This is a genomic window from Dawidia soli (assembly GCF_018598185.1).
In the GTDB taxonomy this organism is placed as follows: domain Bacteria; phylum Bacteroidota; class Bacteroidia; order Cytophagales; family Cyclobacteriaceae; genus Ohtaekwangia; species Ohtaekwangia soli.
On the sequence record NZ_JAHESC010000040.1, the window covers coordinates 1 to 16,341 of the forward strand.

General features: G+C 54.1%; 16 protein-coding genes and 1 pseudogene. 2 read left to right on the top strand and 15 right to left on the bottom strand.

Going from position 1 to position 16,341, the window contains the following annotated elements:
- Positions 1 to 43: 43 nt before the first annotated feature.
- The 7 genes and pseudogenes from KK078_RS22475 to KK078_RS22505 all read right to left on the bottom strand — a co-directional run.
- Positions 44 to 379 (bottom strand): annotated as a pseudogene (locus KK078_RS22475) (RpiB/LacA/LacB family sugar-phosphate isomerase); the annotation flags it as partial.
- Positions 376 to 1,248, bottom strand: coding sequence for a twin-arginine translocase subunit TatC (tatC, locus tag KK078_RS22480; protein WP_254092573.1), 873 nt, complete (start codon positions 1,246 to 1,248; stop codon positions 376 to 378). The gene tatC and the pseudogene KK078_RS22475, both read right to left, overlap by 4 nt.
- A 60-nt stretch (positions 1,249 to 1,308) precedes the next feature.
- Positions 1,309 to 2,577 (bottom strand): serine hydroxymethyltransferase, encoded by a 1,269-nt coding sequence (gene glyA, locus KK078_RS22485; RefSeq protein WP_254092574.1) that lies wholly within the window; start codon positions 2,575 to 2,577, stop codon positions 1,309 to 1,311.
- Positions 2,578 to 2,707: 130 nt separating this feature from the next.
- The gene (locus KK078_RS22490) at positions 2,708 to 4,492 is read right to left on the bottom strand and encodes a DUF885 domain-containing protein (RefSeq protein WP_254092575.1); all 1,785 of its coding nucleotides are present in this window, start codon (positions 4,490 to 4,492) and stop codon (positions 2,708 to 2,710) included.
- 25 nt (positions 4,493 to 4,517) lie between these two features.
- On the bottom strand, positions 4,518 to 5,462 hold the full coding sequence (locus KK078_RS22495) for a TPM domain-containing protein (protein WP_254092576.1): 945 nt from the start codon (positions 5,460 to 5,462) through the stop codon (positions 4,518 to 4,520).
- Between the two features lie 16 nt (positions 5,463 to 5,478).
- A complete protein-coding gene (locus KK078_RS22500; protein ID WP_254092577.1) occupies positions 5,479 to 6,249 on the bottom strand; it encodes a TPM domain-containing protein in 771 nt (256 codons plus the stop codon).
- 14 nt (positions 6,250 to 6,263) lie between these two features.
- Complete coding sequence (locus tag KK078_RS22505) at positions 6,264 to 6,929, bottom strand: TPM domain-containing protein (RefSeq protein WP_254092578.1); 666 nt, start codon at positions 6,927 to 6,929, stop codon at positions 6,264 to 6,266.
- A 109-nt stretch (positions 6,930 to 7,038) separates the two neighbouring features.
- On the opposite strand from KK078_RS22505, the gene KK078_RS22510 reads away from it, so the two are divergent.
- The gene (locus KK078_RS22510; protein WP_254092579.1) at positions 7,039 to 7,647 is read left to right on the top strand and encodes a DUF2179 domain-containing protein; all 609 of its coding nucleotides are present in this window, start codon (positions 7,039 to 7,041) and stop codon (positions 7,645 to 7,647) included.
- Positions 7,648 to 7,654: 7 nt separating this feature from the next.
- Here the strand turns inward: KK078_RS22510 and KK078_RS22515 are convergent, their stop codons facing one another.
- The 8 genes from KK078_RS22515 to KK078_RS22550 all read right to left on the bottom strand — a co-directional run bounded on the left by KK078_RS22515 (position 7,655) and on the right by KK078_RS22550 (position 15,786).
- Positions 7,655 to 9,145 carry a GH3 auxin-responsive promoter family protein gene (locus KK078_RS22515; protein WP_254092580.1) on the bottom strand — a complete coding sequence of 497 codons (1,491 nt, stop codon included), beginning with the start codon at positions 9,143 to 9,145 and terminating at the stop codon, positions 7,655 to 7,657.
- A gap of 97 nt (positions 9,146 to 9,242) precedes the next feature.
- Positions 9,243 to 9,995 (bottom strand): LPS export ABC transporter ATP-binding protein, encoded by a 753-nt coding sequence (gene lptB / locus KK078_RS22520; RefSeq protein ID WP_254092581.1) that lies wholly within the window; start codon positions 9,993 to 9,995, stop codon positions 9,243 to 9,245.
- A 3-nt stretch (positions 9,996 to 9,998) separates the two neighbouring features.
- Positions 9,999 to 11,699, bottom strand: a complete 1,701-nt coding sequence (gene recJ, locus KK078_RS22525) for a single-stranded-DNA-specific exonuclease RecJ (RefSeq protein WP_254092582.1) — start codon at positions 11,697 to 11,699, stop codon at positions 9,999 to 10,001.
- A 5-nt stretch (positions 11,700 to 11,704) separates the two neighbouring features.
- Positions 11,705 to 12,463, bottom strand: a complete 759-nt coding sequence (locus KK078_RS22530) for a hypothetical protein (RefSeq protein WP_254092583.1) — start codon at positions 12,461 to 12,463, stop codon at positions 11,705 to 11,707.
- 174 nt (positions 12,464 to 12,637) lie between these two features.
- Entirely contained in the window at positions 12,638 to 13,273 is a 636-nt protein-coding gene (locus KK078_RS22535) for a coiled-coil domain-containing protein (RefSeq protein ID WP_254092584.1), read from the bottom strand.
- 55 nt (positions 13,274 to 13,328) lie between these two features.
- Positions 13,329 to 14,726 carry a class II fumarate hydratase gene (gene fumC / locus KK078_RS22540; RefSeq protein ID WP_254092585.1) on the bottom strand — a complete coding sequence of 466 codons (1,398 nt, stop codon included), beginning with the start codon at positions 14,724 to 14,726 and terminating at the stop codon, positions 13,329 to 13,331.
- A gap of 101 nt (positions 14,727 to 14,827) precedes the next feature.
- Complete coding sequence (locus KK078_RS22545; RefSeq protein WP_254092586.1) at positions 14,828 to 15,226, bottom strand: hypothetical protein; 399 nt, start codon at positions 15,224 to 15,226, stop codon at positions 14,828 to 14,830.
- A complete protein-coding gene (locus KK078_RS22550) occupies positions 15,223 to 15,786 on the bottom strand; it encodes an RNA polymerase sigma factor (RefSeq protein ID WP_254092587.1) in 564 nt (187 codons plus the stop codon). The genes KK078_RS22545 and KK078_RS22550 overlap by 4 nt, the downstream gene beginning before the upstream one ends.
- A 147-nt stretch (positions 15,787 to 15,933) precedes the next feature.
- Here KK078_RS22550 and KK078_RS22555 point away from each other — a divergent pair, with 147 nt between their 5' ends.
- A complete protein-coding gene (locus KK078_RS22555; protein WP_254092588.1) occupies positions 15,934 to 16,293 on the top strand; it encodes a DUF6249 domain-containing protein in 360 nt (119 codons plus the stop codon).
- Positions 16,294 to 16,341 lie beyond the last annotated feature (48 nt).

Below are 16,341 nucleotides of genomic sequence, written 5' to 3' on the forward strand. Positions count from 1 at the left end.
CTGTCAAATACTTACCGTTGTTGTTTGCCGCCTGGGCCAGCTAAATGACCCGGGCGGTATTGCAGAGGATGTTGGCATGGTTGGGCTGGCGCGCCAGCCCGGCAAGTTCCTCTGTCCAGCAAATGGCCGCGCGAATGCCCTGGTGCTTATTGGCCGTGATAGCCACGCCGTTGGCGCTGCCACAGACCAAAATGCCCAGGTCGAATTCTTTATTTTCCACGGCGCTTGCCACGGGGTGGGCAAAGTCGGGATAGTCGGCCGAAGCCGTGCTGTATGTGCCGAAGTCTTTCAGGCCATAGCCGTTCTTTTCCAGCCATACTTTCAGCGCCTCTTTATATTCAAAACCGGCGTGATCGCTTCCTATCGCTATTTTTTTCATGATGCTTGTTCTTGCTGTTCGCGTAATCTCTCCTCTTCTTCTTCTCTGAGCTTCTGCTTCTGCACGCGTGCCGAGATCAGGATGCTGATCTCAAACAACAGGTACAGCGGTATCGAAATGATCGTCTGGCTCAACGGATCGGGCGGCGTAATAATAGCCGCGATGATCAGGATGATAATAACCGAATGTTTCCGGTATCTCCGCAGAAAGGCCGGTGTAATCAGGCCCAGCTTGGAAAGGAAATAGATCACGACAGGTAACTGGAAAAGGAGGCCTGCACCAAATACCAGCGACACAAAGGTCTGCACATATGACGTGATGTCAAACTCGTTGACGATCATATCATCGATGCGGTAATTTACCATGATGTAGACCATCAGCGGCGCGATAATGTAATACCCGAAAGAAATACCGGCGGCAAACAACGACGATACGGCCGCTACTATTCCTGTGGAATTACGGCGCTCCCGCGTGTGCAGCCCCGGCCGGATGAAGCGCCAGATCTCCCACACGATGTACGGGAAGGCAAAGATCAACCCCAGTACAAAGGCCGCTACGATCGTGATCGTAAACTGTCCCGTCATATACCGGCTTTGCAACTGCAGGGGAATGTCCTGAATACAGAGGTCCTCGGAACTAAACGTCTGGCCGAGCTTACAAAGCATGCGCCAGGTCCAGAAGTCGGCTTTGGCGGGTGCGAGAATGATGTTCTTAAATATCCATTTTACCTCTACAAACGCTACAATGGTAAAGATTACAGTGGCCAGGAGTGAACGGATGATGTGCCAGCGAAGCTCTTCGAGATGATCGAGAAACGACATCTCCTTTTCGCCACTCTCTTCTTCAATCGGATCTTGATCTAAAGGCATGGTATACAGGTAAAATGAACCTGCCCTTCCGGGATTGGACCAGGAAGGGCAGTGATATGATTAATACAGGGGGAATTTCTCCATCAAGCGGTTGACCTTCTTCTTGACAGCTTTCTGGTGCTTGCTGTCTTCGGGTTTTTGGAGTGACTCGTCGATGAGGTCCACCACCTTCACCACGTCCTTCTCCAACAGCCCGCGGGTTGTAATGGCCGGGGTGCCGATGCGCATGCCCGACGTTACCATCGGCGATTGCGTATCAAACGGAACCATGTTCTTGTTGATGGTGATGTCGGCCTGGACCAGAGCGCCTTCGGCCAGCTTGCCGTTCAGCTTCTTCGAGCGCAGGTCGATCAGCATGAGGTGGTTGTCGGTACCGCCCGAAATGATCTTGTAGCCGCGGTCCAGGAATGCCTGGGCCATGGCCTTGGCGTTTTTCGCGACCTGTACGACATACTCCATGTACTCGTCCGAAAGGGCTTCCTGGAAGGCAATGGCCTTGGCGGCGATCACGTGCTCCAGCGGTCCGCCCTGGGTGCCGGGGAATACGCCCGAATCCAGCAGGGAAGTGATTTTGCGGATCTCACCCTTCGGTGTCGTGATACCCCACGGGTTATCGAAGTTCTTGCCGACCAGGATCATACCGCCGCGCGGGCCGCGCAGGGTTTTGTGCGTGGTGGTCGTCACGATGTGGCAATGCTCCATAGGGTCGGCCAGCAGACCGCGGGCAATAAGGCCAGCGGGGTGTGAAATATCAGCCAGCAGAATAGCGCCTACGGCGTCGGCTGCTTCGCGCAGTTTCTTATAATCCCAGTCACGGCTATAGGCAGAAGCACCGCAAATGATCATTTTGGGTTTCTCACGCTTAGCCGTTTCGATCACTTTGTCGAAGTCGATCAGGCCGGTGGATTCCTCCACACCGTAGAAGTGCGGCTCGTACAGCTTACCAGAGAAGTTTACAGGCGAGCCGTGGGTCAGGTGACCCCCGTGCGACAGGTCAAAGCCCAGGATCTTATCACCCGGCTTCAGGCATGCCAGCATGACGGCGGCGTTGGCCTGTGCACCCGAGTGCGGTTGTACGTTTGCCCATTCGGCGCCAAAAAGCTCTTTGGCGCGGTCGATCGCCAGCTGCTCAATCTCATCCACCACTTCGCAACCACCGTAGTACCGCTTGCCGGGAAGGCCTTCCGCATATTTGTTCGTAAGCACGGTGCCCATCGCTTTCATTACCTGCTGTGAGGTAAAGTTTTCGGACGCGATCAGCTCAATGCCATGCTGCTGACGCAGCTTTTCCTTTTCAATGAGGTCAAAAATGACTTTGTCTCTTTTCATCGTGGATGAGGTTTTTATAAGAAGGCTCAAAAATAAAAGAGTGCACGGAAACCGCATAATCCGACCCCCCTAGTTACCAGAGATTCACGGATTAATTTCGGCTCTGTACACGGGCGGTATTTTGCCTGGATCAAGGCTGGTTCTTCTGTTGTTGCGCGACCCACTGGTCGATGCGCGATTCCAATACATCCAGCGGCAGACAGCCGTATTTCAGAACCTCGTCGTGGAAGGCTGCTACGCTAAACCGGTCGCCTAAGGCTTCCGATGCTTTTTTGCGAAGGGCCAGTATTTTGAGCTGCCCGATCTTATACGACAGCGCCTGGCCGGGAATGGCCATATACCGCTCGATTTCAGCCACGGCGCCCTGTTCATTGATCGGCTCGTTTTCCATCATGTATTCAATAGCCTGCTCGCGCGACCACTGCTTGGTGTGGAGGCCGACATCCACCACCAGGCGAATGGCCCGGTGTATACCGTCGCCCAGGTGCCCGAAATATTGATAGGGATCGGTATACAGGCCCAGCTCTTTACCCAGCGACTCCGTGTACAGTGCCCACCCTTCGCCGTAGGCGCCATACCACAGGAACCGACGGAAGTGGGGGAGCTCTTCATTCTCCATTTGCAGGGAGTTCTGGTAATGGTGGCCGGGAATAGCCTCGTGCAGGAAGAGGGTCTCCATGCCGGTATAGTTAAACGTCTTCGCGTCGAGGATCGGCACATAAAAGATACCCGGGCGGGAGCCGTCCGGCGTACCCTGGTTGTATTCGGCGCTGGCAGACGCCGCCCGGAAGGCTTCGGTCTGCCGAACTTCGAACTTAGATCTGGGCACCAGGTTGAAGAGCTTCTTCAGTTGCGGCTCCATGCGGGTGTTGATGGCGCGGAACCCTGCCAATACCTCCTCGGGAGTTTTGTAGGGCATGAACTTCTTGTCATTGTTCACGTAGGCAAAGAATTGTTTCAGATCGCCTTTAAAGCCTGTCTGGTTCTTAACATTTTCCATTTCGGTACGGATCCGTTTGACTTCATCCAGGCCTGTTTGAAAGATCTCCTCGGGTGTGAGGTCGGTCGTGGTCCAATACCGCACGAGGAATTTATAGTAGTCTGTACCTTGCGTAATGCCGGAGATGCCCGCCGTTGTGCGTGTATGCGGAATATACTCTTGCTGCAGGAAGTCGTATAGCTTTTGGTAGGCGGGAACGATCTTCTCCTGGATGGCCCGGGTATAGGCCGCCTCCAACCGCTTGCGGTCGTCGGCCCCGATGCTGTCGGGGAAGTTGGCCAGGGGCATCCAGAAGATGCTTTTCGTTACATCTTTTACCACCATGTCCTTTGCTTGCGGCAATACCCGCTCCATCAGGATCCTGGGAAAGGTATATCCTGCCGCCAAGCCTTTGCGCATGTTTACAATGGCGGTGTCCATCCATACGGCAAAGCCATCGATGCGACTCAGGAAGTTGTCATAATCTTTTACCGTCTTGAAAGGCTGTGCGCCCTGGCCGCTACCAAGCTGTGGCATGGTTAACGTCATGCCCCAGAACTGCTGGATGGGCATATAGTGCTCGGGGAACCTGAGCCGGTCGAGGCTGATCTCCATCTCGCGCACGAAGACGTCGTAGCTCACCTGCTCCTGCTCGGAAAGCCGGGTCCGGTCATACGCACGGATGCCAGAGTCGTAGCGGGTATAAAATGCTTTGAGTGTATCGCGAAAGGCCTGACTGATATCGTTTGGCAGCAGGTGGTTATAGCGGTTGTCGCCCGCCGTGGTGGCTTCCAGCGGATAGAGCGGCAGGCGCTCTTCATAGTATTCTTCCAGGAAATCATGGAGGGACTTTGCAGGGGTCATGACTTCTTTTTTTGGTTCATGCGAACACGCGGCCAGTGCTACGGCCAGCGTAAGGAGAGAAAAATATTTCATGTGCTTAAACGATGTTTCTAAAACACTACCAGGAGCCGCTCGCACCGCCACCACCAAAACTACCGCCGCCGCCGGAGAAACTGCTCCGGGAAGAAGAGCTGCTGCTACTGCCGCCCGACCATCCACCCGACCAACTACCGCCCGACCAGCTGCCACCACTCCGACGGCGGCTGCTATTTTTGGCGGCCTTTTCGGCCATCCGTTTCCCCCAGGGTGTCTTACCGACAATGAGCTTCGCCAGGGGAAAACATACTAAATATAAAACAAGCAAAATCAATCCTCCGGTGGTATTGAGGATGAACATCGGAAATGTGGCGTAGAACGGTATCAGAAACGCATAGAGGAACCAACCGCTGCAGCCGGGCACAAAAACACCGACTGCGGTGAAAATACCCAGGATGGTAAAGACAAACAGACCCATGAACAGACGTTCCTGCCACGACAGGCCCGGTTGCAGGCTGTCGTCCGCTGCATCCGCCTGGTATTCGTTCCGAATGGCCTTTATGATGGCCTGTACCGCGGCCGTAACGCCTTCTTCATATTGTTGTTCGCGAAAGTGGGGCGCCATTTCGTTGCGGATGATGCGGCTGCAGATGGCATCGGTCAGCACACCCTCCAACCCGTGTCCTACTTCAATGCGCATCTTGCGATCTTCCAACGCGACCAGCAACAACACGCCGTTATCGCGATTCTTTTCTCCCAGTTTCCAGGCGTCGTGTGCTACCCGTATCGAGTAGCCTTCGAGGTCTTCGCCTTCGAGTGAAGGAATGATGAGTATGGCAATTTGGTTGGTCGTAGAGTCTTCATGCTCCTTCAGGAGAACTTCCAGCCGGTCGATGGCTGCTTGTGACAACACGTGCGCTTCGTCGTGCACACGGTGGCCCCACAGGTCGGGGATTGCGCGCTGTTGCGCGGCAGCCCCTGTGACCGCCGAAAGAACCATCAGAAAAAGAACAAGCGTCTTACTCATTGTTGCTATCACGTCGTTACCATGAATCACTCGACCCGCCACCGCCGAAGTCGCCACCCCCGCCGTAGTCAGAACCACCGCCGGAGCCCCACGAGCCCGAGCTGGAACCGAAGCCACCGCCGCCGATGGGCGGGAACCAGCCGCCCCCCGACGACCAGTAGCCGCCGCCGCCACCCCCACGCCGGCGTGACAGGAAGATGATCACAGCAATGATAATGATAATCGTGAGGATCGAAGAGTTGTTTCGTTTTGGTCGCTTAGTACGGGGTTCATCGTTCTTGTATTCGCCCTGGATGGCTTTGGTGATGGCCACCACGCCGGCTTTCACGCCGCTGTCGTAATCACCCCGGCGGAAATGGGGGGCGATTTCATTCCGGTCGATACGGCTTGAGATCGCATCGGTCAGGCGCCCTTCCAGGCCATAGCCGACCTCGATGCGCATGCGCCGCTCGGCGATGGAAATGAGCAGCAGCACGCCGTTGTCGTTATTGTCTTTCCCGAGCTTCCACTCCTCTTGCGCGACACGCAGTGAATATTCTTCCATCGACTCGCCCTGCAAGGATGGGACGATCAATATCGCAATCTGGTTCGAGGTCGAGTCGCGCTCGGCTTTCAGCATGTATTCCAGCTCGGCCACCGTCTGAGCCGACAGCACATGGGCTTCGTCGTGTACCCATCGGCCATCGTGGGCCGGTATTGCCAGCTGCGCATACAGGAAAGGAGACGCCAGGAGCAACCCCGCCAGCAGGCAGGTGTAAAGCAGGATAGGTCGGAAACGTACGTTCACAGGGCAGGGAAAATTCATTGGTCAATGCGGAGGTCATCCCGCAGCTCATTGATATCGTCATCGGTTTTGTGGAAACCCTTTTCCAGCAGAATTTCTCCGCAGCGTTTAATGGCCGCCTCCATGCCTTCGACGATCTTGCCGGCGCGGATGCTGCCGATGAGCCCGGCCACGATCTTGTCCCACTGTTTTTGTTCGACCACCTTGCTGATGCCGCGGTCGGCGATAACGATCACTTCGTGTTCAAAAAATGAAATAAAGATCATGATGCCGGTGCGGTGCCGGGTGTTAAAAACTTCTTCTTCCAGGAAAACATTTTCCGCGCGCTGGCGCGTGGCATAGTCCAGCTGCACCTGGCCCACCAGCATGCGCTTCAGGCCGCCCAGGTAGTTGGGCAGCAGGCCGCCGAGAATGCCGCCCAGGGCGACCACCACGAAAACAAAGAGGGGGTCATAGTATAGGGCATACGAGGCATCGGCAATGATGTAGCGGTCCAGGATGATGGTAATCACAAACGTAAAGGCCGCCGCCAGCAACGCGCTGCGGTAGTTGGCCAGGGTGTACTGGCCGCTACGCTCGACAATAACGGGCACGATCTCGCCCGAGATTTTATCTTCGGCCTGTTTCACCGCGGCTTTGATGCGGTCCAGGTCCTGGTCGCTGAATTTTTGTTTCAGGGTCATGATTGCGCGTGATTTGTTTTCAAAGATACGGCGAAGAGTTAAGAACTGAACATGCGCCGGTGGTAAGAAAGTATTCCATTATGACGATAATTGTCTAATTTTAGTCTCTATGGAAGGTTTTTTCGTCGATACACTCGGGTTCTCAGAGAGCGTTTTCAGCTACATCTTTTTGCCCCTCATGATTTTCTGCGCCCGCATTGGCGACGTCTCGATCAACACCATCCGCATCATTTACGTGTTAGGCGGCCGTCGTGTTACCGCCACTGTGCTCGGCTTTTTCGAGTCGTTCATCTGGCTGATGGCTATACGCCAGATCTTCGAGCATCTCGACAACTGGATCTGCTATGTTGCTTACCCCGGGGGCTTCGCCATGGGCATCTTCGTCGGCATGATCATCGAAGAACGCATTGCCTATGGCAAAGTGATCGTGCGGATCATCACCCGCAAAGAGGTGCGCGACCTGTTAACCTACCTCAACCAGCAGCGGTTCCGTTACACCCGTGTGCCTGCCGTCGGCCCCGATGGCGACGAAAACCTGGTGTTCACCGTGCTGGAGCGCGAGCGGCTGGACGACCTGCTGGTCAAGCTCAAAGACATTCTGCCGACAGCATTTTATACCGTGGAGAAAGTGAACCGGGCTGCCGAAAGCGGCACGGTAGTGCAGGAAAATACGCGGTGGAGTATCGGCTCGTGGTTGAAGAGTGTAAAAGGCGACTGAAACAGGGCTACACCTCGGCCATCATGCGCAGAATATCGTCGACATACTCGCGATTGTTCGACAGACGGGGCACTTTGTTCTGGCCCCCAAGCTTACCGCGGCTTTTCATCCAGTTGTAGAACGTACCTTCTTCCACGCTGTGGATGATCGGCGCCACCAGTGCCAGGTCATGCGCACGCTTGGCGTCGTAGTCGGAATTGATCTTGCGCAATGCCTGGTCCAGTACATGGCCGAACTCATGCAGGCTTGCGGGTTTGACTTTAAACTCGATGATCCACTCGTGACCACCTTTTTTACCTTCCGCCAGGTATACCGGTGCAGCGGTAAAGTTGTCGATCACGGCACCCGTGTGGTCGCACGCCGTGGTAATGGCGGCCTCGGCGTTTTCCACGATCACCTCTTCGCCAAAGGCGTTAATGAAATGTTTGGTACGGCCGGAGATCCTGATGCGATACGGCGACAGCGACGTGAACTTGATGGTATCGCCAATGCTATACCGCCAGAGGCCTGCATTGGTCGTGATGACCATGGCGTACTGCTTGTCGAGCTCTACTTCGCTCAGCGGTATCGCGCGGGGATATTCCTTATCGATCTCACCGACCGGGATAAACTCATAGTACACACCATAATCGAGCATGAGCAACATCTCTTCCGAGTTCTTTTGGTCTTGAATACCAAAGAACCCCTCACTGGCATTGTAGATCTCCCAGTAACGCATGCCCTCGAAGGGGATCAACGACTTAAAAAGATTTCGGTATGGTGTAAACGATACGGCGCCGTGGAAAAATACTTCCAGGTTGGGCCATACCTCCATAATGTGTTGTTTCTTTTTCAATTCGACCACCTTCTGTATGAGGAGGATGGTCCACGTGGGCACCCCGGCAATGTTGGTGACGTCGTCCATCGAGCTTTCCTGGGCGAGCTTCTCGATCTTCTCCTCCCAGTTGCTCATCAATGCCGTTTCGAGGCTGGGTGTGCGAATGAACTGCGCCCAGGGGGGGAGGTTGCGCATGATGACCGCCGACACATCACCATAGTAGGATGTGGCCGAGGGGTCTAATTCATTGATGCGATGGCTACCGCCCACGGCCAGGCCCTTGCCGTCAAACAACTTTGTATCGGGGTAGTTGTTTACATAGATCGACAGCAAGTCTTTGCCTCCCTTGAAGTGGCAATCTTCCAGCGCCTCTTGCGACACGGGTATAAATTTGCTGCGTGCATTGGTCGTGCCCGATGACTTCGAGAACCATTTGATCTCCGACGGCCACAGCAGGTTCTGCTCGCCGCGCATCTGGCGTTCGATATAGGGAAACAGTGTTTCGTACGAATGAATGGGAACACGCTCGCGGTACTGCTCGTAGGTTTGAATGCCGCCAAAGTCATAACGCGAGCCGAACTCGGTCAGTCGCCCGGTCTGTAAGAGCTTTTTGAATAGCTCATCCTGTACCTCATGCGGATACTTCATGAAAAGCTCCATTTGGTGGATGCGCTTTTTCATGACCCATGTTAGTATGGAATTGATCAGCCCCATTGCAGATTACAGTAACTTCAAAAATAGCGAAACTTCTCTGGAATATAACGGGTCGCCTGCGCCGTCAATCGTTTTTCGGGATGGTTATTTTAGCACGTCGCAACTCGAAGTTTTGACCCAGATACACCTTGCGCACTTGCGGGTCGCTGGCCAGCTCTTCGGCTGTACCGGATTTAAACAACCGTCCGTCCACCATCAGGTACGCGCGGTCTGTGATCGACAGCGTCTCGTCTACGTTGTGGTCGGTGATCAGGATGCCGATGTTCTTGTTCTTGAGCTTGGCAACGATGGTCTGAATCTCTTCCACGGCGATGGGGTCTACGCCGGCGAAAGGCTCATCCAGTAAAACGAATTTGGGATCCACGGCCAGGGCACGGGCAATCTCCGTGCGGCGGCGTTCGCCACCCGACAGCGACATACCCAGGTTCTTGCGTACCTTGTGGAGGCTGAACTCGTCGATCAGCTCGTCCACCTTCGCCTTGCGATCGGCCTTGCTGATGTCGCGCATTTCCAGCACCGACATGATGTTTTCTTCTACCGTCAGTTTGCGGAACACCGATGCTTCCTGCGCCAGGTAGCCCAGTCCGATGCGTGCACGCTGGTACATGGGCAGGGGTGTGATCTCCTGGCCGTCCAGGTAAATATGGCCCTCGTTCGGTTTGATCAGCCCGACGATCATGTAGAACGACGTAGTCTTTCCGGCACCGTTCGGTCCCAGCAGCCCGACGATCTCGCCCTGTGCCACCTCTACCGACACGTCGTTCACCACCGTGCGTGTTTTATACTTCTTTACCAGGTTTTCTGCCCGCAAAATCATACATCAGAGAAATTTGAGATCCTTAATACGCAGTTGTATAGACGTTGTACCGTTAAAAGTATTTTCCTCGACCGTAAAAGCCATCTTAAACATATCGCGTTTCGACAGGCGGTCATAATGCTCGATCATATCAAAGCCCACCACCGGAAAGACATTGTCGCTGCCATCCTGGCCAGCCAGAAAACGTATGTGTTTATCCTTAAAGCTCGACAGCGCATTAAACACATAGACGTTGTTAGCCTCAAACATCGGCCGGGGGTTCTCGGGACCAAACGGCGCCATTTGCTTCAGCACGTTTACGAACTTCGGCGAGATGACATTAAAGCTCAACGGCATGTCGATGTCGATCATCGGCGTCAACATGTCTTCGGTAATTTTAGAAGAGACCACTTCTTCAAAACGGCGCTGGAATAGCTCGAGGTTTTGCACATCGAGCGTGAGGCCCGCGGCATATTTATGGCCGCCGAATTTCTCCAGCAGGTCGCTGCACTCGAGAATGGCATTGTAGAGATCAAATCCTACAACGCTTCGCGCCGAGCCGGTGATCTTGTTGTTCGATTCTGTCAGGATCACCGTGGGGCGATAATATTTCTCCACGCAGCGCGCGGCGACAATGCCGATCACGCCTTTGTGCCAGGTGTTCTTAAAAAGCACTGTGGACTTTGCCGAGCGCAAGGTCAGATCACCTTCGATCATCGCGATGGCTTCTTCGGTAATGTCAGAGTCGAACTGCTTCCTCAGATCGTTCTTGACATTGATCTTCTCGGCCAGCGCACTCGCTTCTTCTACGGTCTTTGCCGTAAGAAGCTCTACCGCGCCGCGGGCGTGAGCCACACGGCCGGCAGCATTGATGCGGGGCCCGAGTGTAAACACGATACCCGATACGTCGAGATCGTTTTTGATGACGGCAATATCTTTCAGGGCTTTTAAACCCGGCCCCGGGTCTTCGTTCAGTTTCTTCAGTCCAAAGTGGGTCAGCACGCGGTTCTCGTCCACGATCGGTACGATGTCAGACGCTATGCTGACCGCGACCAGGTCGAGATAATGAAATACTTCCTGTTCATCGCGAAAGCGCTGCGCATACGCCTGCATCAACTTAAAGCCGATGCCACAACCGCTCAACTCTTTGAACGGGTAGTGGCAGTCCTTCCGCTTGGGGTCAAGCACGGCTACCGCCTGCGGAATGTTATCGTCGGGCAGGTGGTGGTCGCAGATGACAAAGTCAATGCCTTTTAATTTGGCGATGTTCACGAGTTCGGAAGACTTGATGCCGCAATCCAAGGCAATGATCAGGCCACATTTGCTTTGTTCGGCCCATTCGATACCGGCCAATGACACGCCATAGCCTTCGGCGTACCGATCGGGAATATATACTTCGCAGTTGGTGTAGAAGTTTTGCAGGTAATTATATACGAGCGACACGGCCGTGGTACCGTCTACGTCATAGTCGCCGTAGATCATGATGCGTTCGTTCTCTTCGATCGCTTTCCGCAGTCGGGCCACGGCGGCTTCCATGTCTTGCATCAGGAAGGGATCGTGCAGGTGGCTGAGCTCGGGCCGGAAGAATTTGCGGGCCGTATCAAAGTCTTCGATACCGCGCTGAATGAGGATAGCCGATAAACAGAAGTTTACATTGATGGCCTGCGAAAGTTGCTCGACCTGCTCTTGTGGGGGCTCGGCTCTTTTTAACCAGCGTTTATCCATCTGCCTTAATTCGATTCGAAATTTATTTTGCCCAATCCGCCGGGTATGCCGCTGGTACTTTCTGTTCCGGGTGTGCCGTCCTTGCCGTTCCTGCGCGACGGGCCGAGGCCCGCGGCGCCATGATAACCGGCTCTGCCGGGCCTGCCGGCGTGGCCGCCCTGCATCCTGACGATGATCTTTTTACCGACCCAATCTTTTATTTCCGGCTGCTCGGCACAGCTTAGCGTCAGGACGCCGCCGTCGGCCCCGTTGCCACCGGCACCCGCATTGCCGCCGTTTGCGCCGTTGCCACCGATGCAGTGTACGGTGCCTTGACTGCCACTGCCGCCATTGCCACCATTACCGCCGTTGCCGCCATTGCCGCCCGCCAGATCGATAACGAGTATTCCCGGCAGGCTTATTCTCTCAAGATACAGAAAAAGATTGACCCCCGGCGTGCCGGCCAGGCCATTGGTGGCATTTCTTCCGGGCGTGCCGTTGCCGCACGGCCCGATCGGTGTGTTGCCGGCTTTGCCGTTGCGTCCGGGCTGCCCATCGAGCCCCCGGCCGTCGATCGTACAGTATTTTCCAAAGATGGCCACCTTGGCGCGAATATAGTTTTCGCGTTTCAGCTGGTTCAATACCAGCACCGACGAGTCCATCATGATGAGTGTATCGGCCACAACAATATCTGACTGCACCACCTCATACTTTTCCCCGGCATTGATGCGCAACGTGCCTACACGTATCTGAGCCTTGCTTAGTGTGGCGGTAATTGCACACAAGAGAAAACTCAGAATTCCTGTACGGCTTATGGTGGCGCAAAAATAGGACTGCAAGGGTCTTGTGAAAATTTAAGTACGAGTACAGTTGTGGGTAGATGGAAACGAAGTAAATAAATAAAAAAAGCAGTGCCAACCAAGGCACTGCTCTTCTGTTGCCAGACGTTTTTTGGGAAACTATTTCGTGCTGGCGGCTTTGTCGTTGATAACACCTTCCAGTACGTCTTTGATCTCCACGCGCTGGCCGTCGCGGTACGGCACGATCCAGGCGTCTTTTACGCCCATGTCGCGCATATATTTCTTGAAGGTATCGGCTTCCCAATAGTCGCGGAAGATGCCGATCGTAATCTTTTGCGGTTCGCCGTCACGGGCTTCACCACCAAAGTTGGGGTTGTTGTCAAAGTATTTAGCCAGGTCTTTGTTCTTGAAAGCACCTACCTGCACCTTGAAGACGATGCCTTTGGAGAAGTCCATCGGGTTTACCACCGGTGATTCCTTCAGCTGCGCCAGCTCGGCTTTGGTGGACGTCAGCTGACCGCGCAGTTGCTGAAGCTCATCTTCCAGCGAGGTGATCTTGGCGTCCTTGTCGCTGATGCTGGATTGCATCTGCGTTACCTTTGTATTCAGGGACGAAACTTGCTCGTCGGCGGCGGCTTTATCTTCAGTGAGCTGCTTCAGGTTGGCCGGGTTCTTGGAAAACTCTTTGGCCTTCTTCTTCCACTCTTTCTTTTCTTTCTTCGAGAGCTGTGCGAAGGTCTGTGTCGAGACTGCTACTAATGACAGGCAGAGTAGTAGTACAATAACTTTTTTCATTCTCGGATTGGTTAAAATCACATTAAAGGTACAAATAATTGTGAATAATTGTACATCAGTCGAGGCTGCCTACCATTTTCTCCGGGCGCACCCACTGATCAAACTGCTCCGAGGTGAGGAGGCCGAGCTCTATGGCTGCTTCGCGGAGCGTCTTGTTCTCCTTGTGCGCCTTCTTGGCGATCTTCGCGGCGTTCTCATAGCCAATGTGTGTATTGAGCGATGTTACCAGCATCAGGGAGTTCTCGAGGTGCTGCTTGATCACCGGCTCGTTCGGTACGATACCGTCGGCACACTTGTCGTTGAACGATACGCACGCGTCGCCGATCAGGCGGGCAGACTGTAATACGTTGGCGGCGATCACCGGCTTAAATACGTTCAGTTCGAAGTGGCCCGTAGCACCGCCGATCGATACGGCGACGTCGTTACCAATGACCTGTGCGCAAACCATCGTCAGCGCTTCGGGCTGTGTAGGGTTTACCTTGCCCGGCATGATCGAAGAGCCCGGTTCGTTGTCGGGAATGATGATCTCGCCGATGCCGCTGCGTGGGCCGGAGCTCAGCATGCGGATGTCGTTGGCGATCTTCATAAATGATACCGCCGCGCGCTTCAGGGCGCCCGACAGCTCTACCATGGCATCGTGTGCAGCCAGGGCCTCAAATTTATTCGGAGCCGTAACAAACGGAAGACCGGTAAGCTCGGCAATCTTCTTAGCCACCAGTACGTCGTAGCCTTTGGGTGTATTGAGCCCGGTACCGACAGCCGTACCCCCCAGGGCCAGCTCACGTACCACTTCCAGCGCATTTTTGATCGCCCGTATACTGTTGTCGATCTGTTGTACATAGCCGGAGAACTCCTGGCCCAATGTAAGCGGGGTAGCATCCATAAAATGCGTGCGACCGGTTTTTACAATGCTCTTATAGGTCTCCGCCTTTTTCGCCAGCGTGTCGCGCAGCTTCTTCATGCCCGGCAGGGTTATGTCTACTACCTGCTTGTAGGCGGCGATGTGCATGGCGGTGGGAAAGGTATCGTTAGACGATTGCGACTTGTTGACGTCGTCGTTGGGGTGCAATACTTTTTTCTCGTCGGTGAGCTGGCCGCCGTGCAGTACATGGGCGCGGTAAGCAATCACCTCGTTTACGTTCATGTTGCTTTGTGTGCCCGAGCCGGTTTGCCAGATCACGAGGGGAAACTCCTGGTCGAGCTTACCCGCCAGGATCTCATCGCATGCTTTGCCGATCAGGTCGCGCTTGTCGGCGGTAAGAACACCCAGGTCGTGGTTGGCTTGTGCTGCCGCCTTCTTCAGATAGGCGAAGGCATAAATGATCTCTTTCGGCATGCTGGCCTCGGGACCGATCTTAAAATTGTTGCGCGAGCGCTCCGTTTGCGCGCCCCAATATTTGTCGGCAGGAACCTGCACTTCACCCATGGTGTCTTTTTCGATGCGATAGCTCATACATTGAATAATTTGCGGCAAAAATAGGCACTGGAGCGGGTTTTTGGAACGTTGGGGACCTTTGATTCGCAGAATTGTTGCCCCAACCGCTATCCCGATGGCTATCGGGAGGGGTGGTGGCGGTGGATCAGGCGCTTATCCACCCAGTGAAGAAGGAGCACAAACGCCACGCCGAAGGCCAGGAGGCCCTTGTAGTCGGCCATGCCGCGCAGGAAACCTGCTTCGAACGTAAACTCGGTCAGCATTACTACGGCTGCACACGCACCGATCAGCAGCACGATACCGGCTGCCAGCCAGGCATACGCCACGCGCAACGAGCGCTGTTCTTTCCGTTCAACTTTGCGGAGCACATTGTCGGCAAACGCGTCGGACAGGGCGTAACGCGGTGGTTTTTCCAATGCCTGGAATACCTGCCGGTAAGCCTGCGTATCGGCATGACCGTCGTCAACCCCCATGTTGGCTTCGATCTTTTCCTGAAGTTTTTCTTCGTCGCGGTTCATAGCAGCTCCTCTTTGCCAAGGTACTTGATAACTTTATCTTTTAAAAGGGTACGCGCCCGGAACAGATAGCTCTTGACCGTGCCCTCGGGCATGCCCGTTATTTCACCGATCTCGTCGTAGCGCATGCCCTCTACGTGGTACAGCATCAACACCATTTTATACTGCGGCGGAAGTTTGTCGACCAGCTTCAGCACCATGCCGTCACTGTCTTCATCTTCGAGAATCGCCGCCGGGTTGCGCTCTTCCACAAAGAGATCTGTAAAACGCTCTTCTTCGGGAATGTCGAGAAACGACATCTTTTGTTTTCGCAGGTGGTTGATGGCCAGGCGGTAGGCAATGGTGGCGATCCACGTAGAAAGCTTTGACTGAAAGTTGAAGTCACCGATCTTTTCGAACACACGCATAAAAACATCCTGGCAAAGCTCTTCCCGCTCCTCGTCGTGTTTTACCACCCGCGCAACCATATGGGCCACAAGCCTTTCATGCTGCGTAATGAGCAGCCTGAAAGCCTGTCTGTCTCCTTGTAAGATCCGAGAGATCAGCGCCCGTTCATCTATCATGGATGGGTTAGACAATGCTTCGTTACAGAATGTTGCAGGAATATAGAAAAATAGCGGTAAGACCGGGGGAACAAAAAATATTTAAAGAAATTGCAACACCTGTGCCCGGGCCTGTGTCCTACGGGCAAGATCAAAAAATAAAATACTATGGATGATTTGGTTAAAATATTAATGCCGGTCTCGATCATGGGTACTTTTGGCGCCGCCCTGGTGGCGTTTACCCGCACGCTGACAGATTATATCCTGAAAAAGCGAATGATCGACAAAGGATATGTCAATGAAGATACGCAAGCCATTTTCAAACAACACACCGTTCCGCATGTGGCCGAAAGCCGGTATCCGTCGTTGAAATGGGGGTTGATCATTTTCTTCGCGGGGCTCTCGCTGATCCTGATGGAGTATATTCCGCACGATGTCGAGTCGCCGCTGCCCTATGGCCTCTTTGCCCTTTCGGTGTCCCTGGGCTTCCTGATCTACTTCTTTATTGTCCGGAAGGACCAAAAATAATGCTCGCAGCGCATTGGGAATAAACAAATAAGGGACAGATCAACTGTC